Here is a 26,030-nt window from a genome sequence, read left to right as displayed (position 1 = left end):
GGACGGATTCCATGCTCATCAACTGTGCCGGCACCTTTCGCACATACGAGAGTCACCCGGCACCGAGGACAATCAGCCGATCCGTGAAGCCGCACTAATGACCCGGAATCCCTGAGCGGTACCGAAATCGAGTGGCGACTATTGGACACCATCCTGAAGGGCTGCTCTGGGCGTGTCAACGATGCGGCATGCGCCTTCTCCGGTTTAGGGAAAACCCCAAAGAGGGCGGTGCAGGAGCGGATTTGGACTACCCTCTGGATTGGTAGCCGCTGGACGGCACCCAAGGTCGTGCTTCAAGTCCGGCTGTTAAGCCGGCATCCAACGGCGGATAAGACTCCCCGAGAAGGACGCGGTTTCCACCGACCGGCATGGACGCTCTGTTCGGCGACGCGAGCCAGACGTTCCGGCGCGGACGCCGTGGCGCGGAACGGAGCGGCGGACGGGCCGTAACCGATCGGGACCGGGCGATTCCCGTCGCCGACGGCATCGGCAAGGATGCGGTCGGGGAGAGCGCGCGGCACCGAGCCACGTCGGCCGTCGTCCAGGCCTGCCCGACCGGCTGCGGCCACCACGCGGGACTTCCCGGCGTCGCCGGCACACGAGACCGGCGGCCGGACCGGCGTCACGCCGGGCAGCCGGTCCGAACCCGCCCGGAAGGCCGGCTACGACCGCTCACCACACCCAGTGAGGAGCACTGTTGAGTGAACTGGCCGCCGGGGTACTCCGCGGCGGACCTCCCGCCGGATCATGGCGGGCACGGTGCCGGCCGGCGGCATCGCGCCGGTGTCGGTGCGGTCGACGACCACCACGCCCACCGCCGACATCGACGCCACGCCGCGACAGATCACCGAACTCACCGCGGCAGCCTGACGGAGGGTGCGGACGCAGCCGGTCGGACACAAGCGTGCGGAATACGGTCTCACCAACTCCCGGCACTAATCCATGGCTTCCGGGGCTATACGCGGGGGCCACGTGTCTGTCCGCAGAATCTGGAGGACGAACGCCCTCGAAACCAGCGCGACACGATTCGGCGCCTGGAGTTTGTCGGACATGACACGGACGTGGTAATCGATGGTCTTCGAACTCAGGTGCAGCTCTCGCGAGAGCCGCCCGCTGGACAGGCCGGCCGCAACGCCCTCCAGGATCCTGACCTGGATCGAACTGGGAACCCAGTCATCGAGCGGCTGGGAAACTTCGCAGTATTTCTGATCAATAGCCATGGCACCCATCCATTCCGTGCAGCCCGGCCGGGCCGTGTGCTTCGGACGATCCGATCGTTGGTCGATGTCCAGTGGGCGAGGAGCGGGCCGTCGTAGCCGACCGGACACCGAAGCGGGGAGGTCGGTGGCGTGATCACCGGCAGGTGACCGACCCGAACGCGTACCACTACCGCGCAGAGACTCCATGGATGGACCCGCGTGAGCGTTTTGGCCTGTGAAAGGCGTCCACAACCGCCTGCGGGAAGTGGGCTGCCGAGGATACCTGGCGAAGGTCTCCACCGCCCTGCTCGCCCACGCCGATGCCGAGAAGGCCCTCGACTCCGCCACCGTCCGCTCGCGCTCGTCATCACGCATGGCCGGCGCGGTGACGCACCCGCATTTCGCGAGGCCGTGGCAGTGGTCGGCCGATCGGCCGGCCCGGGACCACACCGGATGCGGTTTTCAGCGGCAATGCGTGCTCGTCCCGGGTGACCCGCGACCACCTGCGGCGGCGCGGTGTCCGGGCCGTGAGCCCGCAGCCGGCCGGCCGAACAGCCCCAGCGCAAGCGTCTCGGCAGCCGTGGCGGCAGACCGCCGGTCTTCGACCGCGACGCCTACAAGCAGCGCACCACCGTCGAGGGCCGCGTCGACAAGCCCAAGCGGTGGCACGGCATGGTCGCCGGCTGCGACAAGACCTCCACCGTCAACCTCGCCGCCATCCCCATCCGGTCCACGCGGCGATCCGGGAGAAACGGCCTAGCGGTCACGTGGGCGCGACACTCACGCGAACTCAGCGACGAAGCGGGCGCCGGAGGAGGGCGGGGCGAGCCCGCGGGACCGGCTCGAACCGCTCGTTCTCCACGCGGCTCGTCTCGGCGAGGACGGCCACCACCCGCTCGGCCTCAGGGAGTCGCGCGCGGATTCGTTGAAGCCGCCGACGGCGTAGTGGTGGTACAAGCCCGCCCTCCTCGCCGAGCGGGAGGCCGACCGGGCCCTGGGTCCTGGCCCCGCAGTGGGCCTGCGCGCGGCGCTCCCACTCGGAGCGGATGACAGAGGGAGCGGAACTGTGGTGAGTAGGGAGCATTGTGGAGGGCTACTCCAATCGAGATGTCGCGCCTGCAGGTGGTGCGGTCATGCCGTGCGCTTGACGATGCGGTCGATCGTGGTACGTGCTGTATCAGGTGATGTCAGGGCACGCGATCCGGTGGGCGAGGCGACGTCTGTACTCATCACTTTTCTTCTCCAGCCGCGCGAGTGGAGCACATTCCATTCACTTAGGTAAGCATCAAGCAATCATCGCTGTGACGAACAGCGTGTGCTGACACCCCTTCACCTCCTGCCCGCTTCGCCGTGAAGTGAAATCCCGATGAACAGAGGTGCGAGCAGTGCCTGGATGTCCGGCATCATCGCAGGTAATCCGGGCTCCCTCCTGAAATTCGACCGGTTACCGGAATCATCCCTACCGGAATCATCCTCACTGGTATGTGAGTCTCTGTGACCTCTTGCAGTCGTGTCAACGACTTGTGATCAGCTGGCCGGATCCATGCCCAGCAACCGGGCGTGCGGGCGCAGAATCGGCTGATACTGAATTCCTGACCGATGTCATGACTTGACCTACCTTGGGCGTTTTAGGGCCCATGTGACTTTCCATCCAGGATTCGCCGGGACGCCACGGTGAGCGGTGTGGACAGTCGACCCTGGCAATGCCCGCGCTACCGGTCGCCTTCCGTCGCCGTGACGTGTGCGTGTGAGGCGCGGGCCATTCGGGCGGGAAGCGGGCTGACGGTAACCGCATTCGGGCATCTATCGTGCTTGAGAGGCAGGTTCTCTCTCCCGGCCGTGGCCGGAATTGTATGCCTGACTCCCCTTCATACACTGGTGGGTTCTGCCGCCGACCTACGCCGACTCAGCAACGTCGCACTCGGCCACATCCACCTCAAGGCCCTACGAGCAGTACCGCTGCAGAGTACGAGCCGACGATCGACGGCGACTGGCGCGGATCGGCGCTGACCACCTGCCGGCCCGCTTCCTGATCGCTCGCGGTCATCATGCTGCGGCTTCCGTCGTTGCCCATTCCAGTCCGAGTGCGGCGAGTGCTTGGATGTCGGTCAGGGGGTGCGTCGGGGCAGGTCCGATCGGCGGAGCAGGTCGCGCATCAGGGTTTCCGCCGCCTTCGTCGTGTGGGCGCGGGTCGCGGACTGTTCGGCGTACGTGGTGACGAACAGGGCGTTGCCGACGCGGACCCGCACCATCGCCTGCCAGGGCTCGGGCCCCTTGGACCAGGGGCCGGGCGTTCGCCGACCAGTTTCCGAATGGGAGGCGATTCGGAGAGGAATTCCTGCGCTTACAGATGTCAAGAATCTTGGCCAGACGGTGCCACTAGCGTGGCCAGGCTGTTGGGAGCCTCAGGTCACACAGCCCGATTAGTGCCAACTATCGTGGCCCGGCACAATCGAACAGCCGCAGGCCGGCCTGGACGCATCGGTGTGCTGCTGCCCCTGCCATCACGTCCTGCCCGCCCACAGGCTGGTGCCCCCCTCGTGCTTCGCACGAGGGGGATGGTGTTTGTCGCTGTCGGCGCGTCAGAGGGCCGGCTTCTGGACGGCGGTTGGTTTGGTGGCGAGGAGTGCGGTGATCTCATCGGCGAGGTGCGGGCCGAGTTCGCCCCAGCCGTCCTTGTAGCCGTAGACGCCGGCCAGGGTGCGGGCCTCGTAGTCGCCGTTCATGATCTCGATGTCGTTGGCTGTGATGAGTGCGGGGTGGGCGACGCCGACGGCCGACGAGACCTTGATCAGCTCCCTGCGCAGGGTGCGCAGGTAGACCGCGGCCCGGGTGGCCTTCGAGGCCGGGTCGAGGCCGCGGGCCAGCCACGGGTTCTGGGTGGCGATGCCTGTGGGGCACTTGTCGGTGTGGCACTTCTGCGACTGGATGCAGCCGATCGACAGCATCGCCTCACGGGCCACGTTGATCATGTCGGCGCCCAGCGCGAACGCGACCGCGGCGTTCTCGGGCAGGCCGAGCTTGCCGGAGCCGATGAAGGTCAGGTCGTCGGTCAGCCCCAGTTCGGCGAACGTCCCGTAGACCCGGGAGAAGCCCATCCGGAACGGCAGCGCCACCGAGTCGGCGAACATCCGCGGTGCCGCCCCGGTGCCGCCCTCGCCACCGTCGATGGTCACGAAGTCGACACCGCGGTCGCCACGTGCCATCAGCGTGGCCAGCTCCTGCCAGAAGCCCATCTCTCCCACCGCGCTCTTGACCCCGACCGGCAGACCGGTCTCGGCGGCCAGCAGTTCAACGAAGTCGAGCATCGAGTCGACGTCGCTGAACGCGGTGTGCCGCGAGGGAGAGGCGCAGTCCTTGCCGACCGGGATGCCGCGGACCCCGGCAATCTCCTCGGTCACCTTCGCGCCCGGCAGCATTCCGCCCAGCCCCGGCTTGGCTCCCTGGGAGAGCTTGATCTCTATCGCCTTGACCGGGGCGCCGGCGACCACATCCTTGAGCTTGTCGACGTTGAAGCTGCCGTCCTCGTTGCGGCAGCCGAAATATGCCGTACCGATCTGGAGGACGAGGTTGCCGCCGCCCCGGTGGTGCGGCGAGAGGCCGCCCTCGCCCGTGTTGTGCATCGTGCCCGCCAGTGCCGCCCCCTTGTTGAGCGCCGTGATGGCCGCACCGGAGAGCGATCCGAAGCTCATCGCGGAGATGTTCACCACGCTCGCCGGCCGAAACGCCTTGGCGCGCCCGCGCGGTCCGCCCAGCACCTTGGCCGAGGGCAGTGGGGCCTGCGGGTCGTGCGCGTCGGGCAGCGCGCCGGCGAACGTGCGCTGCTTCAGGTAGGCATGCCCCTGCACGTGCTCGACGTCGACTTCGGTTCCGAACCCGAAGTAGTTGTTCTCCTCCTTCGCCGACGCATAGATCCAGCTGCGCTGGTCACGACTGAACGGGCGCTCCTCCTCGTTGGAGGTCACGATGTACTGCCGCAGCTCGGGCCCGATCGTCTCCAACAGGTACCGGGCGTGTCCGATCACCGGGAAGTTCCGCAGCAGTGCGTGCCTCTTCTGGATGAGGTCGCGGGCAGCCAGGAGAGCCACCGCTGTTGCGGCGGCCGCGCCGATCTTCCGGGGGTGCATGAACGTTCCTCCTCGGTGAGCGACTCCATCACCATGCGGTGGAGTCGTTGAGTCGTGTCGGGCGCTGGACGGCAGGCACACGACCAAGCGGGCATCAGCGTCCGTCGAAGAATAGGAGGCCGTGCAGACAGGCATGCGGCCAGGGGGCTGGTCTCGGCGTCGGGTGAAACTGACACCGAGACCTGTCGGGATTCGGCCCGAGTAGTACCGAGGCGATACCGCTGCCGGACGTTTCCGTCGACGCCGTGCTGGTCGGCAACGCCACGCAATGGTTCGACGTGGCCGTCGCGGGACCCGAGGTCGCCAGGGTCTCGCCTCCAGTGGCATCCTGGCCGGCCGCTGGGCCGGATCCGCGCCTTCCTCTCCAGCAGACCGGAGACCGCCACCGCGAGTTCACCCTACCGATGCTGGCCGGGGTGCTGTTCGTCCGGCGACTGTGAAACAGGCGCAATCACCCAAACCAGGCCCACCCACCCATCGACCGCGGCAAGAGCCCGCTGCTCGACGCCGACCATGATGTCGTCCGCATCGCCGGCGCACTGCTGGGCAGCCCCCACATCCTGGGCGCCGACGCCGAACCTGGCGACGACACCGTGTGGTTCACCAGCGCGGCCGGCATCAACTACGCGCTCACCCTTGAGGACGCGGAGCCCACCGACGACGACCTCCTGCCCGAGCCGGTCCTTACCGAGGCCCTCGCCGCGGCGATCCTCAACGCCCTGCACTTCGTCATCGCCACGCCGGACTCGCCGCGCGAGGACACCATCACCGTCCACACCCGCAGCGGGGTGCGCCACCTCCTGGTTCTGGGCGTCGGCCGCAGCGCCGACGGCCAGCAGTTGCTCTCCACTCCGGCCGCCGACGTCGCCGCCGTCGCGGACCAGGTCCTCATCAGCGACCCGAGCGACTCGCAGCGCGCGACGGCCGAACTCCTCAACTACGTCGCCGTCAACTGGGACAAGCAGGACCTGCCGCTGCGTCAGCACGCTCAGGCCGTCGCCCGCTCCCTGACCCGGTAGGAGGGGATCTGTCCATGTCCGCTGAACGGCCACCCGGCGCGCGTACCGTGAGGTGACGACCCGCCGGGAGGACCAGATGAGCGCGCAGCTCGACCACGCCCCCGTCACGCCGTACGCCCCCGCGCCCGGTGCGCCGGCCGAACTCCTCGCCCAGCTGCGCGCCGACACGTGGGTGCCGGCCTTCGAGCGGGAGTGGGCGGCCGCGCTGGAGGAGTCCCGCAAGACGTTCTCCCTCGGCGGGCTGTACGAGGTTCTCCAGGAGTGGCAGGGCCTCATCGCCTCCGCCCCGGCGGTCGACGCGTTCGTCGCCTCCGGCTACGACGACAGCGACTTCATCGACATGGCGGAGCTCCGCGGCAGGCGCCGGTGACCGGACAGCCGTACGCGGTCCGCTTCTCCGCTCCGGCCGCCAAAGTCCTCGACGCCCTGCCCGAGCACGCACAAGACACCGTGTGGGACGTCCTGGACGCCGCCGCAACCGACCCCTGGTTTTCCGGCAGTTCAACGCCGAAGATCCCGAGGGCGAGGACGTACGCCACGCGACCGTCGGACAGCTCTCCCTCACCTACTGGGTGAACAGGGCCCTGCGCCGCCTGTCCGTCCTCACCATCACCTGGCTCGGATAGCCACCCGGTGACAACGCCCCGCCGCCTGGCACTCGAACTGTCAGGGGGCGGGTCGTTCCGCATCGTAGCCACGGCAGCATCCACCGGTAGCCACCCGGACGGCAACACGTATCCGAGCGGTGGTCACCAGTTGCCGCGGGGGCGTTCGGCACCGAGCTGGACCTCGCGCCGGCACTTCGCGGCAGTCCGGCAAGCCGCTCACGCGCCGGCCTTCCCCCTGCGCCGAGCTGAAGCCGCACAGCGACATGGACAGGTCCTCGGTGGGATCGGTGGCGTGGGAGCCGTGGCCCGGCACGTTCCACGTGGCCGTCGTCCCGCCCTCGTAGGGAGCGCCCTCCGGCCAGTCGTAAACGGCCTCGGTGGTGGTGCAGCGCATCCGGAGGTCAGGGCCCTCCCAGCGGGCACCCTGCCGGGCCTCAGCCGCAGCATCGGCGGCGTCGGCCAGCCGCTCGAAGGACAAATCGTAGTCACTCATGTGCTCCCAGCTGCCGGGCGCCTGCTGACGGACCAACGAGCGGAACTCCAGCAGTAGCCGCTCCAGGTCGTGCCGCCCGACTCGGACCGTGTCGCTCTTGGGGGCGTACGCGTCGTCGACGGCGGTCTTCTTGGGCATCGCACTTCTCCTCGTCCACGCAGGCTGGTGGGCTGAGTGTGCCGGGAACCCGCGGCCCGAGTGGCCGTATCCACCGGTTGCCACTCGGGTGGCAACGCGTATCCGCTCGCAGTCGTCACCAGTTGCCGCAGTGCCCGGTAGCGTGCCGGGGACTGATCCAGACCCGGGGTGGGGAGTGGCGATGCGGTTTCCACGGTTCGATGAGCGCGGTCCGTTGACGAAGATCGAGCTGGAGGCGCTGCGGTCGTTGAACGCCGCGTTCTTGACCGCGCGGTACGAGTGGCAGTCGGCGAGCACGCTCTGGGACCGGCTCCAGAACGGCGGTGACGTGGCCGAACTGCACGAGGCGCAGACCACGTTCCCGTTCTACGGTCAGGCTGTCCAGGAGATCGCGAGCGGCGCGACCGCGTACGAGCGGCACGTAGCGCTGATCGCCTGGCGGTACACGGCTGCGGCGGTCGTCCTGGGCGTCACCGTGCTCCAACGCGTCGCGGAGGCGAAGCCGCCCCTGAGCGCCACGACGGTGGGGGAGCTGTGCCAGGAGCCGACCCTGGGCCGGCTGCACGAGGCCCTGTCGGTGCCGGTGGCCGACCTCCTGCCCGAGCACGAGCACAGCATCCCGAACGAGCGCGAGGACACGGCGCGGAGGTGGGCCCGGGTGCGCGACGGCGTGGCCGACGCGATCGAGCACGTGCTGGAGATCGCCGCAGATGACGAGGAGGCCCACCCCCCTGGACTCCCTCCATCACCGTCGCCGGTACCACCAGCTTCCTGATGGTCTGCGCACTGAGCCTCTTCATCCGCTGAACCAGGCGGCCCGGTTCTGGGTGGCCAGGGCGTTCACCAGCTGGCCTGTAGCTGGCCGCCTGGCTCAAGAACCGGGTACCCGCCAGAGCAACGTTGCCGAGAGCGCCGCGTTCAGGCGGACAGGCGGGGCACCAGGCGCATGTCGAGGACTTCGGTACGCGGGTCGGCGCCGTTGATCATTTCGAGTGCCAGTTGGGCGGCGATCCGGCCTTCCTCGACGAGGGGTTGCGCGATGGTGGTCAGGGGTGGGGACGCGCTTGCGGCGATGGCGTGGTCGTCGAAGCCGACTACGGCGACGTCCTCGGGCACGCGCCGCCCTGCGGCCTGGAGGGCGGCGAGGGCTCCGAGGGCGATGCGGTCCGACCCGGCGAGGATGGCGTCGATGCCGGGGTGTGCTACCAGCAGGCGGGCCGTCGTTGTGAGCCCGCCCGCGCTGTCCCAGCGGGTGTGCACGACGCGTGCCGGGTCCAGCCGGGCCCCGAGAACCTCCTCGTAGCCTCGCAGCCGGTCACCGGTCGCCGGGTTGTCCGCGGGCCCCAGCACGGCGGCCACCTGGTGGCGGCCGGCCGTCGCCACCCGTTGTGCGGCGAGGCGGGCCCCGCGCACGTCGTCGGAGTAGACCGTGGAAAAGATCCCCTCGTACGGCGAGTCGACGAGCTGCCCGCACAGGACCACCGGCAGTCCGGCGCCGGCCAAGGAGCCCAGCAGATCGCTGCCCCGGTAGGGCGTGAGGTGGATGACCGCATCGACCGACCGGCGGCCGAAACTCCGCAGGGCCAGGGCGCGCTCCGACTCGCTGGACGCCTGAATGATGACCGGCAGGAAGCCGCTGCCCAACAGTCCTTCTGCCACACCGCGCAGCATCCTGCCGTAGGTCGGGTCGTCGAAGAGTTCGTCCAGCGGCTCGGTGATCAGGACGCCGACCGTCTCCGCGCGCCCGGTGGCCAGGGCACGGCCGCGTGCGTTCATCACGAAGCCGGTCCGCGTGATCGCCTCCTGCACGGTGCGCTTCGTCTCGGCCGTGACCAGGTCCGAGTCGTTGATCGCGCGGGAGACGGTCGCACGGGACACGCCCGCCTCGCGGGCTACGTCGGCGATCGTCACGGCGCGCGGGGCGCCGCGCCTGCCTTGTGGCATCAAAGACCTTTCCGCAGGGGCACGATGCCTGCCCGTGGTCAGGACGGGCAGAGCTGTTGAGAGCCCAGTATCGCGCAGGCGGTCCACCACGCCGCTGCGGCCTCCGTCGCGTCTCGGGAGTGTTGCCCTCCCGGATGAAACCGGTTACATTCCGATATGCCTCTCCACTTCACGGATTCATCGTCCGCGGGTGCCTTCGATGCACATGACTGGGAGAACCCCGCCCTGACCGGTCGTCACCGGTTGCCCGCGCGGGCCTACTTCTTCGGCTACGACTCGGCTGAGCTCGCCGGGGCCATGGATCGTCGGTGCTCGCGCGGGTTCGTCGATCTCACCGGCGCGTGGCGGTTCCGGCTCTTCGACCATCCCGCGCGCGTCCCGGCGAAGGTGCTGGTGTCCCCGGCCGTCGGGTGGGACGTCGTCCGGGTGCCGCATCTGTGGCAGGTCGACGGGTACGGGCGGCTGCAGTACACCGACGAGGGCTATCCGTTCCCGGTCGACCCGCCCCGTGTGCCCGCGGAGAACCCGACCGGGGTGTACCAGCGCACGGTCGTCCTGCCCGAGGCCCCGCCCGGTGAGCGTGTCGTGCTGCGGTTCGACGGGGTCGAGAGCTACGCCGAGGTGTATTGGGACGGCGCCTACGTGGGGATGACCAAGGGGTCTCGTCTCAGCGCCGAGTTCGATGTGACGGACGTGGCCCATGCCGGCGTGAACCATCTGGTCGTCAAGGTGCTGCAGTACTCGGACGGCACCTACCTCGAGGACCAGGACATGTGGTGGGCGTCCGGGATCTTCCGCGACTGCTATCTGCTGACCCGGCCCAAGGCGCACCTCGCCGATTTCCATGTGCGTACGCACCGCCTCGCGGACGACCGCGCCGAGGTCGTTGTGTCGGTGAGCACCGTCGGGCGGCCCGAGGTCATCTGCGAGGTGTACGACGGCGAGCGCCTTGTGGCGTCCGCGCCGGTCGCGCCGGGCTCCGATGCCACGCTGGTCGTCGAGGGCGCGCGTTTCTGGAACCCCGAGGACCCGTACCTGTATGACATGCGTCTGATCGTGCGCGGTGGCGACGGGACCGTCGAACACGTTCCCCACCGGCTCGGTGTGGCCGAGGTGACGATCGTCGACGGCCGCCTGCTGCTGAACGGCGCGCCGTTCATGATGCATGGCGTCAACCGGCACGACCATGACGACCGCCGTGGGCGCGCTGTGGGCATGGCCCGGATCGAGCGCGACCTGCACCTGATGAAGCGGCACAACATCAACGCCGTGCGCACCGCGCACTATCCCAACGACCCTCGCTTCTACGAGCTGTGTGACCGGATCGGCCTGTTCGTGGTTGCCGAGACGGACCTGGAGACGCACGGCTTCGCGAATGTGGGCGACCTGTCCCGGCTCACGGACGACGAGAGGTGGCAGGCGGCGTACGTCGACCGGATCGAACGCCATGTGCTGGCGCAGCGCAACCACGCGTCGATCGTCATGTGGTCCCTCGGTAACGAGTCCGGGTACGGGCGCAACATCCCCGCCATGTACGGCCGCTGCACCGAGCTCGACCCCTCCCGTCCGGTGCACTATGAGGAGGACCGGGACGCCGAGGTCGTCGACGTCATCTCCACGATGTACTCCCGGGTCTCGCAGATGAACGACCTGGGTGAGCACCCCCATCCCAAGCCGCGCATCATCTGCGAGTACGGGCACGCGATGGGCAACGGTCCCGGCGGTCTCGCGGAGTACCAGCGGGTGTTCGAGACCTGGGACAGTATCCAGGGGCACTTCGTGTGGGAGTGGTGCGACCACGGCCTCGTCGCGACCGCGGACGACGGCCGCGAGTACCACGCCTATGGCGGCGACCACGGAGACGTCCCGAACAACGGCAGTTTCTGTATCGACGGCCTGGTCTTCCCGTGGCAGGAGCCAAGCCCCGGCCTCCTGGAGTACAAGCAGGTCATCTGCCCGGTGCGCGTCGCCTACGCGGACGGGGTGTGCACGGTGACCAACCGGCGGTGGTTCACCGGCCTGGGCGACGTCGTCGTCACTCTCGAGACGCTGCACGACGGGCGTGTGGTCGGCTCCCGCACGCTCACCCCCGGCCCCGTGCCGCCCGGCGGGTCGTGGAGCGAGTCCGTGCAGCTGGACGTCGCGGCGCACGGGGAGACGCACCTGACCGCGCGGGTGCTGTCCACCGCCGCTCACGCGTGGGCGGAGCCGATGCACGAACTGGGCCGCTACCAAGTCCTCGCCGCCGACCGTCCGCGCCGGCCGGCGAGCGCCGTACCCACGGGGGCCGTTACCGCCCGGGCCGAGGGCACCTCGCTCCTCGTGACGACCCCGGCCTCCGACCGGTTCACCGTCGACCTGCTGAGCGGCGGCCTGTCGTGGCACAGCCACGGGCGTGAACTCTTCCAGGAACCGCCCCGGGTCGGGTTCTGGAAGCCCCTCGTGGACAACCACCAGCAGGAGCACGACGAACTCTGGGCGCCACGGCTCCTGCCGCTCATGCAGACTTCGACGCGGGAGGTGTCCTGGCACGAGCGGGACGGCGCCGCCATCGTCACGGTCCGGTCCCGCATCGCGCCGCCCACCCTCGGCATCGCCATGCAGATCGTGCTCACGTGGACGCTGGCCGCCGACGGCGTGCGTCTGGCCGTCACCGGCGAGCCCGTCGGCGACTACCGCGACATCGTGCCGAGGATCGGACTGTCCTTCGCGGTGCCGGGCGACCTGCGGCGTGTCGACTGGTACGGGCTGGGGCCGGGCGAGAACTACCCGGACTCCCGCTCGGCCGCCACGGTCGGCCGCTGGCACAGCACGGTCGACGAGATGTTCACCCCGTACGTCGTGCCCCAGGACTGCGCCAACCGCGGGGAGGTGCGCTGGATGACCCTGACCGACCCGCACGGCGACGGCCTCGCGGTGCGCGCGGTGGACTCCGGCCCCTTCGCGTTCTCGGCCTGGCCCTACTCCGCGGCGGCGATCGACGCCGCGCGGCACCGCACCGACCTCGTGCCGCAGGACCGCGTGACGGTCAATGTCAACCACCGGGTGCTCGGCCTCGGGTCGAATTCCTGGGGCAGCGAGGTGCTGGACAGCTACCGGGTCCGCTTCGAACCGTTCCGCTTCGCACTCGACCTGCGGGCCGTGTCCGCGACCGCACCCCACCACACCGAAGGGCTCGCAGCGTGAGGATCTTCCGCGACCGCGCCCACCTCGAAGAGGTCCTCGGCGGCGTGACCAAGTGGGAACGGACACTCGAGGCACTGCGGGCCGGCGGACGGCACCTTGGCGTCATGTACTCGGTCGGCGACTCCCTCACCACGATGCGGGCCCGCACCACCGCGTTCGCCACGGACGGCCTCGTCGCACGACGGCGCTATCAGTGCGTGCTGTCCCCCGTGGACGGGGACGCCGCGGTCGAGGTCGCCCCCGTGGCCACGCTCGTCCCGGCCGGCCCGTACAGCGACCTCACCGACCGGCGCTACCTGCGCGGCGACGCTCGACGGCACACGGTCCGCCGCGGGGCCGTCCTCGTCATCGGCCCCGACGAGGCAGTTCGTGTCCTGCCCGTCCCCGACACGACGGTGACCGTCGCCTACGTGACCGTCGAGGGCGCCACGTTCCCCAACAAGTAGCCGAATTTCCCCCTCACCAACGGAGGCATTCAATGACGAATCGCCGTTCGATCGGTGCGGTGATCCTGTTCAGCATGATCATCGCGGCGGTGTTCAATTTCCGTAATGTGATCAACAACTATGTGTCGATCGGCACGCTCGCCGCCCCGATCTTCCTGATCGCCACGATCCTCTACTTCGTGCCCTTCACCCTCGTAATCGCCGAGATGGTGAGCCTCAACCGCAGCGCGGAGTCTGGCGTCTACCAGTGGGTGAGGTCGTCTCTGGGGGGCCGGTGGGCGTTCTTCACCGCCTTCTGCTACTGGTTCGTGAACCTCTTCTACTTCATCTCCCTGCTGCCCATCGTCCTGGTGTACGCGGGCTACATGATCCTGGGCGAGGAGTGGACCATTCAGCCCTGGCTCATCGCGGTGCTGTCCGTGGCGATCTTCGTCGTCGCCACGTGGGTCTCCACGAAGGGTGCCCGCTGGATCGGCACCGTCACATCCTTCGGGTCCACTCTCATGCTGGTCATGGCGATGCTGTTCATCGTCGCCGCGGTGGGTGCGCTCCTCGGCGGCATCACCCCCGCCAATGACCTCTCTCCCGGCGGGATGCGCCTCGACCCGAACTCCGGCCTCACCGCCTGGGCATTCCTGGGCACCCTGGCGTGGATCATCCAGGCCGTCGGCGGCGCCGAGTCGATCGGCGTCTACCTGAACGACCTCAAAGGCGGCGTGCGGGCCTTCGCGCGCACGATCATCGTGGCCGGGGTCGCGATCGGCCTGCTCTACGCGCTCGGCACGTGGCTGATGGGCGTGTTCGTGGAGAAGAGCAGCGTGTCGTACAGCAACGGCATCTTCGTGACCATGCAGGCGGCGGCCGGGCACTTCGGCCTGCCGGGCGACGTGGTCGTGCGGGTCGTCGGCCTCATCATGCTGGTCGCGACCCTGGGCGGCCTGCTGATCTGGACCTCGGCACCGGTGAAGGTCTTCTTCTCCGAGATCCCCGACGGGATCTTCGGCCGGCGCGTCGGGGCGCGCAACCAGCAGGGCGTGCCCGTGGTGGGGGCCTGGATCCAGTTCGCCATCGTCGTACCCCTGCTGTTCATCCCGACCCTCGGCGCAGGCAGCTCGATCAATGACCTGCTGAAGATCGTCACCAACATGACGGCCGCCACCGCCCTGCTCCCCCCGGCCCTCATCCTCATCGCCTACCTGGTGCTGCGGGTCCGGTTCGAGGACACCGTGCGTGAGTTCCGGTTCGGCTCCCGGCGTGTGGGCCTGGCCATGTCCGTCTTCCTCCTGGCGGTGTTCTCGGTCGCCTTCGTGGCCGCGACATTCCCCGAGGGACAGGCGCTGTGGCTCACGCTGGCCTACAACGTGGGCGGCGTCGCCATCTTCCTCGGCGCCGCGCTGCTGTGGTACCAGCGCTACCTGCGCCGCCTGCGCGCCCTCTCGCCCCAGGAGGCCGCGGCCGAACTCGCCCCGACTGCCCCACTGCGCTCACAGGAGAACACCCTGGCGCTCCAGGCGGACAGGGACGCCCAGGGACCACGCGCACAGGACCCGGTCGCCCCGGCGTAGGGCTCCGGCGAACAGCGGCGCGGTCTTGGCTGGTCATCGCGTGAACGCACGGCTGAGACCGCGGTAGATCCCGGCGGGCGGAATGAAGATCACGGCTTGTTCTGTTGGATGCTGGAGGATACAGGTGAAGAAGACGTCGACCCGGCTCGCCGACGGTCGTGAACTGCTCTACTACGACTCCCGGAACGACCTCGTACGGGACGCGGTGGACCCGCGCCCCCTCGACCCCGTCTCCACCGCCTCCGAGGTCCGCCGCGACCCGCTGCTCGGCGACGCGGTGGCCATCGCCTCCCACCGGCAGGCGCGCACCTACCATCCGCCGGCCGACGAGTGCCCGCTCTGCCCGTCCCGGGACGGCCGGCACAGCGAGATCCCGGCGGACGACTACGACGTGGCCGTCTTCGAGAACCGCTTCCCCTCCCTCGCGGGCGCCTCCGGCCGCTGCGAGGTCGTCTGCTTCACCTCCGACCACGACGCCTCCTTCGCCGACCTCGACGAGGCGCAGGCCGCCCTCGTCCTGGAGGCTTGGACCGACCGCACCGCCGAACTCTGCGAACTCCCGCAGGTCGAGCAGGTGTTCTGCTTCGAGAACCGGGGCGCCGAGATCGGTGTCACCCTCGGCCACCCGCACGGCCAGATCTACGGCTACCCCTTCACCACCCCGCGCACCGCCCTGATGCTCCGCTCGCTCGCCGAGCACCAGGAGCGCACCGGCCGCAACCTGTTTGACGACGTGGTCGCCGGTGAACTCGCCGACGGCGCCCGGGTGGTCCTCGAAGGGGAGTACTGGGCCGCGTTCGTGCCCTACGCCGCGCACTGGCCCTACGAGGTGCACCTCTATCCCAAGAAGCGCGTCCCCGACCTGAGGGCGCTCGGCGAGGACGCCCGCACAGAGTTCCCCCAGATGTATCTGGAACTCCTGCGGCGCTTCGACCGGATCTTCGGCCCCGGCGAGCCGCCGACCCCGTACATCGCCGCCTGGCACCAGGCGCCGGTGCGCGGCGTAGGGGCGGTCCACCGGGGTGAATTCGCGCTGCATCTTGAGCTTTTCACCATCCGCCGCACATCCGGCAAGCTGAAGTTCCTCGCCGGGTCCGAATCCGGTATGGGCGTGTTCATCAACGACGTGCCGCCGGAGACCGCGGCCGAGCGACTGCGAGAGGTAGCGAGCGAGTGAGCAAGTACCTGGTGACGGGCGGCGCGGGCTACGTGGGCAGCGTGGTCGCCGCCCACCTGCTGGAGGCGGGACACGCGGTGACCGTCCTCGACGACCTCTCCACCGGCTTCCGGGCGGCTGTCCCCGCGGGCGCGGAGTTCATCGGGGGCCGCGTCCAGGACGCGGCCCGCTGGCTCGACGCCTCCTTCGATGCGGTGCTGCACTTCGCGGCGTTCTCGCAGGTCGGCGAGTCGGTGGCGAACCCCGGGAAGTACTGGGCGAACAACGTGAGCGGCTCGATGGCGCTGCTGTCGGCGATGCGCGACGCCGGGGTGCGGACCCTGGTGTTCTCCTCCACCGCCGCCACCTACGGCGAACCCGCGTCCGCGCTGCTCACCGAGACCGACCCGACCGCCCCGACCAGCCCGTACGGCGCCACCAAGCTGGCCGTCGACCACATGATCAGCAACGAGGCGAAGGCCCACGGGCTGGCCGCGGTGTCGCTGCGCTACTTCAACGTGGCGGGCGCCTACGGCGACAGCGGCGAGCGCCACGACCCCGAGTCGCACCTGATCCCGCTGATCCTCCAAGTCGCCCTCGGCGAACGGGGCTCGATCTCCGTGTTCGGCGACGACTACCCGACCCCGGACGGCACCTGCGTACGCGACTACATCCATGTCGCCGACCTCGCCGAGGCCCACCTCCTCGCCCTGACGGCCGCCACCGCGGGCGAGCACCTCATCTGCAACCTCGGCAACGGCAACGGCTTCTCGGTCCGCGAAGTCATCGAGACCGTACGCAAGGTGACTGGCCATCAGATTCCCGAGAGGGCCGCACCGCGCCGTGCGGGCGACCCGGCCGTCCTGGTGGCGTCCGCCGTGCGCGCCCACGAGCGGCTCGGCTGGCAGCCCTCGCGCGCCGACCTCGCGGGCATCATCGCCGACGCGTGGGCGTTCGCCCGCCGGGCGGAGGTGCCCGGTGCGTGAGGCGAAGGCCGTCGCCGACGGATTCCACGAGCTGTACGGGACGGCGCCCGACGGGGTCTGGGCGGCGCCCGGACGGGTCAACCTGATCGGCGAGTACACCGACTTCAATGAGGGCTTCGTGATGCCCCTCGCGCTGCCGCACACCGCCGTCGCGGCCGCCTCCAAGCGCACCGACGGGCTGCTGCGGCTCCACTCGGCCGACCTCGCCGGCCCCGTCGTGGAACTCCGCGTCGACGAGCTCACCCCCCGCGCCGACGCCGGCTGGGCCGCCTACCCGGCCGGCGTGGTGTGGGCGCTGCGGCAGGCCGGGCACCCGGTGACCGGCGCCGACGTGCACCTGGCGTCGACCGTGCCGACCGGGGCGGGCCTGTCCTCCTCGGCCGCCCTTGAGGTCGTCACCGCGCTCGCCCTGCGCGACCTGTTCGAACTCCCGCTCGCGCCGTCCGAGATGGCGGCGCTCGCGCAGAAGGCCGAGAACGACTTCGCCGGCGTGCCCTGCGGGATCATGGACCAGACGGCGTCGGCGTGCTGCACGGCGGGCCACGTCCTGCACCTGGACACCCGCGACCTGGCCATGACCCAGATCCCCTTCGACCTGCCCGCGCACGGCCTCGCCTTGCTCGTCGTCGACACCCGGGTCAAGCACGCGCTGGGCGACGGCGCCTACGCCGCGCGCCGCGTCGCCTGCGAGCGGGGTGCGCGGGAGCTGGGGGTACGTTCCCTGCGCGAACTCCCGTACGCGGGACTGCCGGACGCGCTGGCCAAGCTCTCCTCGCCGGTGGTGCGCGACTGCGTACGGCACGTGGTGAGCGACAACGAGCGGGTGCGCCGGGTGGTGAACCTCCTCGCCGCGGGCGATGTGAGGGCGGTGGGCCCACAGCTCACCGAGGGGCACGCCTCGCTCCGCGACGACCTGCGGGTCTCCTGCGCCGAACTCGACTTGGCCGTGGAGACGGCGGGCGCGGCGGGCGCGCTCGGCGCCCGGATGACCGGCGGCGGCTTCGGCGGCTCGGCGGTCGTGCTCCTGGAAGCCGGGGCGCGCGAGCCGGTCACCGGGGCGATCGGCGAGGCCTTCGCCGCCGCCGGGCACCCGGAGCCCGGCGTCTTCGAGGCGACCCCCTCGCGCGGCGCCCGCCGACTCAGCTGAGCGGCTCGGTCAGGAGGCACTCGGTCACCCCTGATGAGGCACCACCGCGAAGGATCTGGCGATGATCTGGACTCCAGCCCCAGCGCTGCCCCGCTGGCGGTCCGGCATGCGCAGACCGGATCAGGCCCGCTCAGCACATCCTCATGTCAGAACCCCATAGCCACGCAGAGATCTAGGTAAACCATGAACTCTCGTCACCACGCCCTTGCGGCCGTCTTGGTATCCGGCACGCTGCTCGCCGGAGTGACGGTGGTACCGGCTGCCTCCGCCGCCTCTTCGGCGGAGCCGCTCAGGCACCGCCAGGAGTACGAGTACGCGAACATCCTGGACAGAACCGGCTCGCCCGAGGCTGCCCTGCCCGGCGTCAGCGGGGACAACAACCCAATCAACGTGTTCGCGGACCGGGGAGCCTGGCACGCCTACGCCCTCCCCGAACCGGGTGAGCCAGCCACATACGGCGGATTCACCGGCCCCCTCTATATCGCCCAGGAGTACCCCTGGTGGCTGAGCAAGACGTTCAGCCGCATGCAGCTCACCGAGTCGGGCACAGTACTGAACCTATCTGCCGGCGGCAAGCCGACCTTCACCTCGGAGCCGGGCAAACTGCTCCAGTCGTACAACCTCGGGGACGGGCTGCGTCTGAAGATGGAACTGCGCTTCTCCTCGCAGCGGACCGCGCTGGTGCGGGCCGAGGTGCGCAACACCGGACACAGGCCCCGCACGCTCGGCGCGGGCTGGACCGGTTCGCTGCTGCGGCCGGAAAAGGCTCCGATGAAGGACGCGCCGCAACTGCGCGGGACCACGGACGGTGTGCGGGTCGATTTCGCGAAGGTGCGCGAGACCTGGGAGTACATGACCGACGGCACCGAGCGCTTCGAGATCGTCCACAAGAACCAGGTCCGTACAACCGTCGACGGTGACATGTACCGCTCCGAGGCCCTATCGCCCATCACCCTGCATCCCGGGCGCAGCTATACCTTCGACTGGGCCGAGTCGTTCACTTTCACCGAGGCCGAGCGCAGGCGGGAGGCCCCGGAGGTGCAGGCCGCACTCGCCAGGCCGGAAGCCACGTCCGCCGCGGCGGACAAACGGTGGGAGCGCTACGTCAAGGCAGCGACGCACGGCGTCCCGGACCACCAGCGCCGCACGGCCGTGAAGGCGGTCGAAACGCTGATCGGCAACTGGCGCAGCGCGGCTGGGCGGATCAAACACGACGGCATCAGCCCGTCGATCTCCTACAAGGGCTTCACCGGCGGCCTGTGGGCATGGGACACCTGGAAGCAGGCCGTGGGCACGGTCAAGTTCGAGCCGGAGCTGGCAAAGAGCCAGATCCGGGCGATGTTCGACTACCAGATCAAGCCCGACTCCACGGTCCGCCCCCAGGACGTCGGCATGATCCCCGACGTCATCTACTACAACGACCTGTCCCAGGGCGGCGGTAACTGGAACGAGCGCAACTCCAAGCCCCCGCTGGCCGCATGGGCGGTATGGGAGGTCTACAAGAAGACGGGCGATCACGACTTCCTTCGCGAGATGTACCCGAAGCTGGAGGCGTACCAGGCCTGGTGGTATCGCACCCGTGACCACGACCACAACGGTCTGGTCGAGTACGGCGCGACGGTCGACCCACTGAACGCCACCCCCGAAGACCAGCGGCTGGCGGCGGCCTGGGAGAGCGGCATGGACAACGCGCCGCGCTATGACAAGGAACTCGGCACGAAGACGGTCCCCAACAAGGACCGCGACGGCAAGGTCGTCGGCTACTCCGTCAACCAGGAGTCGGTCGACCTGAACTCCTACATGGCTGCCGACCAGGGCTACCTGGCGCGGATGGCAAAGGCGCTGAAGAAGTCCCGCGACGCCAAGAAGTGGGAGGAGACGTCCGAGGCGACCCACCGGGCCGTCCGGGAGCAGATGTACGACCCGGTGACGGGCTGGTTCTACGACAAGGCGCTGGGCGGCAACAAGCTGCTGACCGAGCGCGGCCGGGGCATCGAGGGCGCGGTGCCGCTGTGGACCGAATCGGCGACGCAGGAGCAGGCGAAGGCGGTCCGGGCGAAGCTGATGAACCCGGAGGAGTTCAACACGAAGGTACCGTTCCCAACGGTGTCGAAGAGTTCCCCGTACTTCAGCGCGACGCGCTACTGGCGCGGCCCGGTCTGGCTGGACCAGGCCTACTACGCGCTGAAAGGCCTGCAAAACTACGGGTACAAGAAAGACGCGAGGACGCTGCAGACCAAGCTTCTGTCCAACGTCGCAGGCCTGTCCGGCAACGGTCCGATCCATGAGAACTACAACCCGCTGAACGGGGACGGGATGAACGCCCCGAACTTCAGCTGGTCCTCAGCCCTGATCCTCGACCTGCTGAGCAACTGACGACCGCGCTCCGGGAGCCCGGTAAAGACGAGTGGACGACGTCCAAGGCGCTGGCCGAGGCATACCTCACCGAGCACCGCGTCGATGCGCCGCCTGGGCGCCACCGGAAACAGCCCCGTCGACGCCCCTGACACACCGGGCAGGAAGCTGCGCAGGTCCGGGGGCGAAGAGGAGGAGATGGATGTCAAGGCTGTCTCCGGGGCCGTCAGCCGTGGGTGCTGTCAGCCCGTCCTGGTTGCGGCCTCGGAGGCGGGGCGGCCGAGTGACCAGGTACTCGCGGATGAGTTGCTCTCCGGTCCGGTCGTGTTGGAGGAGTTGCCGGCGGCAGGGGAGATCGCGCGCCTTTTCCGTGTCCCGCTGGTGACCGCGCAGTTCGTGTGGCGTTCGGCGGTGACCCGGCTGCGGGCGCGGGGCTGTCTGACTGCGGGCGGAGACAGGCCCGGGGTGCGGCGGCCGGTACGGGAGGAGGCGGCGGATGATCTGCGGGCCCGGCTGAGGGCGGGCCAGTTCCCCACTCGTCTGCCCGACCGGGGGAGTCTGGCCATCCGCTATGGGGTGAGCGAGGACACCGTCACCAAGGCAGCCCGGCAGCTGGCGCGAGAGCGCATTCTTCAGGTGCCCCACGGTCGGCGAGGCACCCACATCCACCCCCGGCTCCTTGTGGAAGGTGTACCAGCATGAACGACGACACGACCCGCATCAGGTTCAGCCGGGCCACCAGCGACGCCCGTACCGCGCTCGCTGCCCAGTTCAGAGCCGCCTATGAGAACGGAGCCGCTGTCCGGTCGATCGCCGAGAAAGCCGGGCGCTCCTACGGCTTCGTTCACCGCATCCTGGCCGAGGCCGGCGTCGCCTTCCGTGCCCGCGGGGGCGGCCGTCCCCGCTGCCCCGCTGACGAAAGCAGGACCGGGTGATGACGGTGCTACGGCCTGCGGGCCGTGACGGCACGCTGGTCCTCAAAGACCACGGCGAGCTGCGTTCCCGCCCGCCGGACGACAGCGAACACAAGGAGGCGCACCTGCGGCAATTGCGCATCGAGCCCGGATACAGCCCCACTATCCCGTGCGCACCTCAGCGAACTCTCCAGACCACAGGCTCAAGACTGCGCACAGAACTGCGGATCCTACAACGGGCAGGCGGGTGCGCAGGGCTGCGTCGGAGATCATGACGCCGCACGGGTGCATGGCGATGCCGCGCGCCAGGCCGTAGTCCTTCGGCGAGTTCGAACAGCGGGCCGTAGCGGTGCATCTGGGCGGCGAGGTGTTTGAGTTCGGGCAGTTCGGAGAGGGCGGCGCGGATGTGAGGGAAGGACTTGGCGACGCGGTCGATCTCGCCGGGGGCGATGCCGAGGACGAGTCCGGTGCCGCGCAGTGCGTGCCGGGCCCGGTAGGTCTCGGGCATGGCGGTGACGCCGACACGGCCGGCGCCTCGGGGCGCTGGCCGACCTCGGTTTCCGCGGCCTGGACAACGACGTACTCGACCCCTCTGGGCGCTACCTGTCCCGGTAGCCCAGGGCCGACCTGACGCAACGGCCGATTTGGGCCGCAACGTGGCTGTCCGCGACGGGAGTTGGGCAGTCTGTGAAGAAGTCCAGCCCCGCCGAGGGCACCGTGAACCTTGCCCACTGCGTGCGCCTTCCGCTGTCCAGTGCCACCGTCAACTGTGTGGCCACCTTGATCCGGGCCCGCCGCAAGAAGATCCGTTCGCGGTGGCGCGCGCTGAACGACGGGCGGATAGCCGTGATCGTCCTCGCTCACCTGCGCAATGATGAATGGCTGGCCGACTTGGCCGGCGGCGCGGGGGTATCGGCCTCCACGGTTCGGCGCTGGGTACTGGAGGTGACCGGCCTGCTGGCCGCGCGCTCCCCGCGCCTGGACCGCGCGCTTGCGAAGGTAGCGTGGGAGGGCGGGTGTGTGGTGCTGCTGGACGGCACGCTGGTCCGCACCCGGCGGCGCAGCGGACAGGGGAACCGGAAGAACTATTCGGACGAGCACAAGGCGCACGGCCCCCTCTTCCTCGCCCTGACCGACGCGCGAGGACGGCTGCTGTGGATCCCCTCAGCCCGCCGCGGCGCCTGCGGCGAGATCACCGCCGCCCGCTACGACTAGCTGTGCGCACGACTGCGGGAGTTCCGGCTGGGCGCGGTGGCCGACCTGGGCTTCGTCGGCCCGGACGAGGGGTTGCGATGTGCCGGTTTGTGTCAGTGGGTGGGTGTCAGTGACGGTAGGTCAGTTCGGTGTGTTTTCCCTGTTCGGGTGCTCATGAGGGACGACGTCACTGTCATGCGGCGGTACCTGCGGCCTGGCGTGGCTGTCGTGGGGCGGTACACCCTGCTCCGCTCCGCTGTCATGGGAACGGCACTTCTGATCCTTCGGTGGCTGCGCGGCGGCACGGTGGTCGGTGTCGGTGTCCGCCCAGGGAAGGGTGCGAGGTGGGGGAGTCGGGCGCGTGGAGTGAGGTCGCATCGGGGTTGAGGGTGTCCAGGCCGCTACTGGTGGCGCGGCTGCTGGGGCGCGTTCTCGTCCTGGTGGGCGGCGTTCTGGCGGGCGGCGAGCGGGGCGCCTTCAGACGCTCCGGGTGCCGCGCCTGCCCAGTGGAGTCCGAGGTTGGCGAGTGTGGCGAGTTTGTCGGGGGTGAGCTTGGCGCGCCTCGTCTTGGTGTTGGACAGCCACACCCCGAGCTTGACTTCCGTCCCGTCCGGCAATGCCTCTAGGTGGTTCCTGGGGATGGTCAGGGAGCCGGTGCGGGTCTTGTACTGGGCCAGGGCTGCTACGCCCCGCTTGAAGGCGCTCACGGGCGTTGTGGACGACCCGGTGGGCACGTCAGGCTCCGCCGGGGCTCGGGTCGGGACTTCCGGGAGCACGATCACGGGGAGCGGGGTGACGCCGGCGGCCTCCAGGCGCTCGCGCTGACCCGCCGTCAGGGCCGCCCAGACCTCGGGCTTGCGCTGCTGGGCGAGCCACTTTCCCATGTCCATTCCGTGCACGGTGACCCCGGGCAGGACCCCCGCCGGGCCCTGTTCGTCGCGTACCAGCTCGCGCAGCGCCGCGAAGTGCCGCTGCCACTCGGGTGGCCACGACGGACTCCAGTCCTCGTCCATGGCCGCCAGCGCGGCCTCCCACTCCGGGTGCCCGTCCAGCGCTCCCGGACGGCGGAGGTTGGACAGCCACTGCCCCACCGGCTTGTCCAGCGCCGCCGCCGACCGGGGCGCGCACAGCGTCCAGTGCTCCGCGTAGTACACCCGGGCCGCCGCCAGGTTCTCCTGGAACCGCGCATCGGCCGCCGACCAGACCATGCCCAGCTTCTCCAGCCGCTGCGCCCGCCGGCCGGTCATCTGCCCGGCCCCGAACGCCCGCCGCTGCTCCGCGACCCAGGTCCCCAGCGGGAACGCGCGCTCCTTGTACTCGTACGGCACCCGGGCGTGGCCCTCACGCTTGGTGAACTCCTTGAGCTTCGCCCAGCCGCGCGCCCAGTCCTGCCGCTCCGTGTCGATCACGTTGAAGCTGACCCAGTCCGCGACCATTACCGGATCACGCGGAGCCGCAAAATGGAGCAGCAGACGAGTTTCTTCCTCGTTATCACCGGGCGCGACACCGATGTACTCGGACGGCTGCGCGACGTCCTTCTGCGGCTCCTGCGGAATCGCCAGCAATTCGACGGCCTCTTCGTCGTGGGCCCGCAGCCCCTCCAATACCTTCACCAAAGGCCGATACGATCCCGAGGTAAACATATCCTCCGGCCCTTCATCGGGCTGGAGAAATACCGGCACGATCAAAGAGGCGAGCTTTCCCTGTCCTGGCTTTTGACGCAGCGCCCGGCCGATGGCCTGGACGATGTCGTGCGGAGCACCCTTGGGGTCCAGCAGGGCCACGGAGTCCACGGCCCGGATGTCCACGCCCTCACCCAGGACACGGCAGTTCGAGAGCACAGCCCGCCGGGCGGTGGAGCCGAACGTGCCCAGCACCTCCCGCCGGCGCTCCGCGACGTGCTCGCCGCACAGCCAGTCCGCCCACACCTCGGCCGGGTACTTCTCCGGCTGGTCAGCGTGCAGCCGCTTCGCCACCCGCTCCAGGCCCTCCGCATACGCCGCGGCCTCTATCGTCCGGTGATGGAAGGTGATGCACGTCTGGAGCTGGTGCTGCGCCATGGTGTGCAACAAGGCGGCCTGGAGGGCGCCTAGGCGCTGCCCGCGGACCTCCTCGGTGTGCCGCTCCTCGCCCATCAGCCGATCCGGAGTGACGACCGGGTCCTGGAGCTCCAGGACGATGATCTGATACCGCGCCAGCAAGCCCCGCGAGACGGCAGACGCCAGCGACAGCTTGTAGAGCACCGGCCCGAATACGGCCTCGTCGTCCATCGAAGCCGCCATCTCCTTCGCCAGCGCCTCGCGCACCCCCTCCACGACCTCCAAGTTCGGCCGCTCCTGCCAGATCCGCGGCGTCGCCGTCAGGTACAGCCGGCGGTATGCCGGGATGACGTGCTGGTTGTGGATGCCGGCCCACGCCTTACCCATCCAGCCCGAAGTGCGGTGGGCCTCATCCACCACGGCGAGGTCCAGCGGGGCGAGCTGCTGCCCGTAGGCGCCCTCGAAAGCCTCGGCAAGCACCCCCAGCGACGCGTACGTCCCGAAGATGGTCACGGGCCCCTCACCGTGCCACAACGCCAGCTGCACCGGGTTGGTGGTGGAGCGCACCTTCAGGCTCCACAGCTCCGGGTCGTCGCTGAGGCTGCACACCGCGACCGCCGGCCCCGTATGCCCGGCCCCGCGCCACGCCTGGACGGTCTGCGTCAAGAGATCCAGCGTCGGCACCAGAACGAGAACGCGCCCCTTGGGCACAATCCTTTTCGCGGAGGCCGCAGCGATGATGGTTTTCCCTGTTCCGCACGCGGCATGAACCTGCCCGCGCAGGCCATTGGCAGGAATGCCGCCCGGCGGGACATCGAGGCCGCGCACAATGGCAGCCACGGCCTCGATCTGATGGTCACGCAGTTTCACGGCCATTCCCGTGTTCTCCTTTTTGTGGAATTCAGCGCGCAATCAGAGAAGAAAGTCCGGCGCGGCGAGAGGAGCCGGGGGTGCTGCTGCCGGTACCCAGATGCTACACAGCTGGAGCCGTGATGCATCACCCGTACCGTATGTTCGCCCTGTAGGCTGACTCCTGGTCAAATCTCGCCCTACACGCATGGTCCATAGGGTATGCAGGGCGGGGTATCGGCGAATGTGAGCGGAGTTTTCGAGGGTGGGGGAGAGGTTCGGGCGGAGCGCAGCGGAGCCCGTCACCGAGGTTGGGGCCGGCATCCGATCGGGTCGACGGACCGTCACTCTCCTTGCGGAGGTGGTGGCTGGGATCTCCAGGCCCTACACAGGCCTGCACGCGATGCACCGCCCCCAGTAGCCAGCTTCAGGAATCCCGCTTGCGGGATTCCTCGCAATTCGCGCTTGCGCGAATTGACGCTTGTTCAGAATTCCGCTTGCGGAATTCAATTTCCCCGCTTGCGGGGGAATTTGACGGAGCGTCAGCGAAGTCGTTTTGCACCGGCTTGCCGGTGCAATTCCCTCGCTTGCGAGGGAATTCGAATTGCGCTTGCGCAATTCGCGCTCTATGTCCCGGCCTGCCGGGACATGTCCCGCTCCGCGGG

General features: G+C 69.2%; 22 protein-coding genes and 1 pseudogene. 16 read left to right on the top strand and 7 right to left on the bottom strand.

Annotated features, from left to right (window positions below; translation table 11 throughout):
* The first annotated feature begins 747 nt into the window (after nucleotides 1-747).
* Entirely contained in the window at nucleotides 748-870 is a 123-nt protein-coding gene (locus ACLJWH_RS40025) for a hypothetical protein (RefSeq protein WP_411146742.1), read from the top strand.
* A 65-nt stretch (nucleotides 871-935) separates the two neighbouring features.
* Here the strand turns inward: ACLJWH_RS40025 and ACLJWH_RS40020 are convergent, their stop codons facing one another.
* The 3 genes from ACLJWH_RS40020 to ACLJWH_RS40010 form a co-directional block, all read right to left on the bottom strand.
* Nucleotides 936-1,220: a LuxR C-terminal-related transcriptional regulator gene (locus tag ACLJWH_RS40020; protein ID WP_207309412.1), complete on the bottom strand. Its 285-nt coding sequence runs from the start codon at nucleotides 1,218-1,220 to the stop codon at nucleotides 936-938.
* Nucleotides 1,221-3,307: 2,087 nt separating this feature from the next.
* Nucleotides 3,308-3,451: a hypothetical protein gene (locus tag ACLJWH_RS40015; RefSeq protein WP_411146741.1), complete on the bottom strand. Its 144-nt coding sequence runs from the start codon at nucleotides 3,449-3,451 to the stop codon at nucleotides 3,308-3,310.
* A 330-nt stretch (nucleotides 3,452-3,781) separates the two neighbouring features.
* Nucleotides 3,782-5,326: an FMN-binding glutamate synthase family protein gene (locus ACLJWH_RS40010; RefSeq protein WP_411146740.1), complete on the bottom strand. Its 1,545-nt coding sequence runs from the start codon at nucleotides 5,324-5,326 to the stop codon at nucleotides 3,782-3,784.
* A gap of 593 nt (nucleotides 5,327-5,919) precedes the next feature.
* Between ACLJWH_RS40010 and ACLJWH_RS40005 the strand changes: the two genes are divergently transcribed.
* The 3 genes from ACLJWH_RS40005 to ACLJWH_RS39995 all read left to right on the top strand — a co-directional run bounded on the left by ACLJWH_RS40005 (nucleotide 5,920) and on the right by ACLJWH_RS39995 (nucleotide 6,971).
* A complete protein-coding gene (locus ACLJWH_RS40005; protein ID WP_411146739.1) occupies nucleotides 5,920-6,345 on the top strand; it encodes a hypothetical protein in 426 nt (141 codons plus the stop codon).
* A 76-nt stretch (nucleotides 6,346-6,421) separates the two neighbouring features.
* Nucleotides 6,422-6,715 carry a DUF6247 family protein gene (locus ACLJWH_RS40000; protein WP_411146738.1) on the top strand — a complete coding sequence of 98 codons (294 nt, stop codon included), beginning with the start codon at nucleotides 6,422-6,424 and terminating at the stop codon, nucleotides 6,713-6,715.
* 82 nt (nucleotides 6,716-6,797) lie between these two features.
* Nucleotides 6,798-6,971 (top strand): hypothetical protein, encoded by a 174-nt coding sequence (locus ACLJWH_RS39995; RefSeq protein WP_411146737.1) that lies wholly within the window; start codon nucleotides 6,798-6,800, stop codon nucleotides 6,969-6,971.
* A 40-nt stretch (nucleotides 6,972-7,011) separates the two neighbouring features.
* On the opposite strand, the gene ACLJWH_RS39990 is transcribed toward ACLJWH_RS39995, so the two are convergent.
* The gene (locus tag ACLJWH_RS39990; protein WP_411146736.1) at nucleotides 7,012-7,584 is read right to left on the bottom strand and encodes a hypothetical protein; all 573 of its coding nucleotides are present in this window, start codon (nucleotides 7,582-7,584) and stop codon (nucleotides 7,012-7,014) included.
* Between the two features lie 214 nt (nucleotides 7,585-7,798).
* On the opposite strand from ACLJWH_RS39990, the gene ACLJWH_RS39985 reads away from it, so the two are divergent.
* On the top strand, nucleotides 7,799-8,359 hold the full coding sequence (locus ACLJWH_RS39985) for a hypothetical protein (protein ID WP_411146735.1): 561 nt from the start codon (nucleotides 7,799-7,801) through the stop codon (nucleotides 8,357-8,359).
* Nucleotides 8,360-8,502: 143 nt separating this feature from the next.
* Here ACLJWH_RS39985 and ACLJWH_RS39980 read toward each other — a convergent pair whose 3' ends face one another.
* Nucleotides 8,503-9,528 (bottom strand): LacI family DNA-binding transcriptional regulator, encoded by a 1,026-nt coding sequence (locus ACLJWH_RS39980; RefSeq protein WP_052856585.1) that lies wholly within the window; start codon nucleotides 9,526-9,528, stop codon nucleotides 8,503-8,505.
* A gap of 156 nt (nucleotides 9,529-9,684) precedes the next feature.
* Between ACLJWH_RS39980 and ACLJWH_RS39975 the strand changes: the two genes are divergently transcribed.
* The 9 genes from ACLJWH_RS39975 (at nucleotide 9,685) to ACLJWH_RS39935 (ending at nucleotide 21,304) form a co-directional block, all read left to right on the top strand.
* On the top strand, nucleotides 9,685-12,714 hold the full coding sequence (locus ACLJWH_RS39975) for a glycoside hydrolase family 2 TIM barrel-domain containing protein (RefSeq protein ID WP_367435852.1): 3,030 nt from the start codon (nucleotides 9,685-9,687) through the stop codon (nucleotides 12,712-12,714).
* Nucleotides 12,711-13,160: a hypothetical protein gene (locus ACLJWH_RS39970; RefSeq protein ID WP_411146734.1), complete on the top strand. Its 450-nt coding sequence runs from the start codon at nucleotides 12,711-12,713 to the stop codon at nucleotides 13,158-13,160. The genes ACLJWH_RS39975 and ACLJWH_RS39970 overlap by 4 nt, the downstream gene beginning before the upstream one ends.
* A gap of 32 nt (nucleotides 13,161-13,192) precedes the next feature.
* Nucleotides 13,193-14,725: an amino acid permease gene (locus ACLJWH_RS39965; protein WP_131123017.1), complete on the top strand. Its 1,533-nt coding sequence runs from the start codon at nucleotides 13,193-13,195 to the stop codon at nucleotides 14,723-14,725.
* Nucleotides 14,726-14,849: 124 nt separating this feature from the next.
* Nucleotides 14,850-15,902 (top strand): galactose-1-phosphate uridylyltransferase, encoded by a 1,053-nt coding sequence (gene galT, locus ACLJWH_RS39960; protein ID WP_094792314.1) that lies wholly within the window; start codon nucleotides 14,850-14,852, stop codon nucleotides 15,900-15,902.
* On the top strand, nucleotides 15,899-16,867 hold the full coding sequence (gene galE / locus ACLJWH_RS39955; RefSeq protein WP_411146733.1) for a UDP-glucose 4-epimerase GalE: 969 nt from the start codon (nucleotides 15,899-15,901) through the stop codon (nucleotides 16,865-16,867). Before galT ends, galE begins: the two co-directional genes overlap by 4 nt.
* Complete coding sequence (gene galK / locus ACLJWH_RS39950; RefSeq protein ID WP_411146732.1) at nucleotides 16,860-18,014, top strand: galactokinase; 1,155 nt, start codon at nucleotides 16,860-16,862, stop codon at nucleotides 18,012-18,014. The genes galE and galK overlap by 8 nt, the downstream gene beginning before the upstream one ends.
* 183 nt (nucleotides 18,015-18,197) lie before the next feature.
* Nucleotides 18,198-20,390, top strand: a complete 2,193-nt coding sequence (locus ACLJWH_RS39945; protein WP_411146731.1) for an MGH1-like glycoside hydrolase domain-containing protein — start codon at nucleotides 18,198-18,200, stop codon at nucleotides 20,388-20,390.
* Nucleotides 20,391-20,474: 84 nt separating this feature from the next.
* Complete coding sequence (locus ACLJWH_RS39940) at nucleotides 20,475-21,071, top strand: GntR family transcriptional regulator (RefSeq protein ID WP_411146730.1); 597 nt, start codon at nucleotides 20,475-20,477, stop codon at nucleotides 21,069-21,071.
* Nucleotides 21,068-21,304 (top strand): helix-turn-helix domain-containing protein, encoded by a 237-nt coding sequence (locus ACLJWH_RS39935; RefSeq protein ID WP_411146729.1) that lies wholly within the window; start codon nucleotides 21,068-21,070, stop codon nucleotides 21,302-21,304. The genes ACLJWH_RS39940 and ACLJWH_RS39935 overlap by 4 nt, the downstream gene beginning before the upstream one ends.
* A gap of 213 nt (nucleotides 21,305-21,517) precedes the next feature.
* On the opposite strand, the pseudogene ACLJWH_RS39930 reads toward ACLJWH_RS39935, so the two are convergent.
* Nucleotides 21,518-21,818, bottom strand: a pseudogene (locus ACLJWH_RS39930) (hypothetical protein); the annotation flags it as partial.
* Nucleotides 21,819-21,970: 152 nt separating this feature from the next.
* Between ACLJWH_RS39930 and ACLJWH_RS39925 the strand changes: the two are divergent.
* On the top strand, nucleotides 21,971-22,498 hold the full coding sequence (locus tag ACLJWH_RS39925) for a hypothetical protein (protein ID WP_411146728.1): 528 nt from the start codon (nucleotides 21,971-21,973) through the stop codon (nucleotides 22,496-22,498).
* Nucleotides 22,499-22,878: 380 nt separating this feature from the next.
* Here ACLJWH_RS39925 and ACLJWH_RS39920 read toward each other — a convergent pair whose 3' ends face one another.
* Nucleotides 22,879-25,392 (bottom strand): Helicase associated domain protein, encoded by a 2,514-nt coding sequence (locus tag ACLJWH_RS39920; protein WP_411146727.1) that lies wholly within the window; start codon nucleotides 25,390-25,392, stop codon nucleotides 22,879-22,881.
* Here ACLJWH_RS39920 and ACLJWH_RS39915 point away from each other — a divergent pair.
* On the top strand, nucleotides 25,282-25,509 hold the full coding sequence (locus ACLJWH_RS39915; protein ID WP_411146753.1) for a hypothetical protein: 228 nt from the start codon (nucleotides 25,282-25,284) through the stop codon (nucleotides 25,507-25,509). The genes ACLJWH_RS39920 and ACLJWH_RS39915 overlap by 111 nt on opposite strands.
* The last annotated feature ends 521 nt before the right edge of the window (nucleotides 25,510-26,030 follow it).

The sequence above is a fragment of the Streptomyces sp. x-80 genome, assembly GCF_046549095.1.
Lineage (GTDB): Bacteria > Actinomycetota > Actinomycetes > Streptomycetales > Streptomycetaceae > Streptomyces > Streptomyces celluloflavus.
This window is presented reverse-complemented; position numbering and strand designations above follow the sequence as displayed.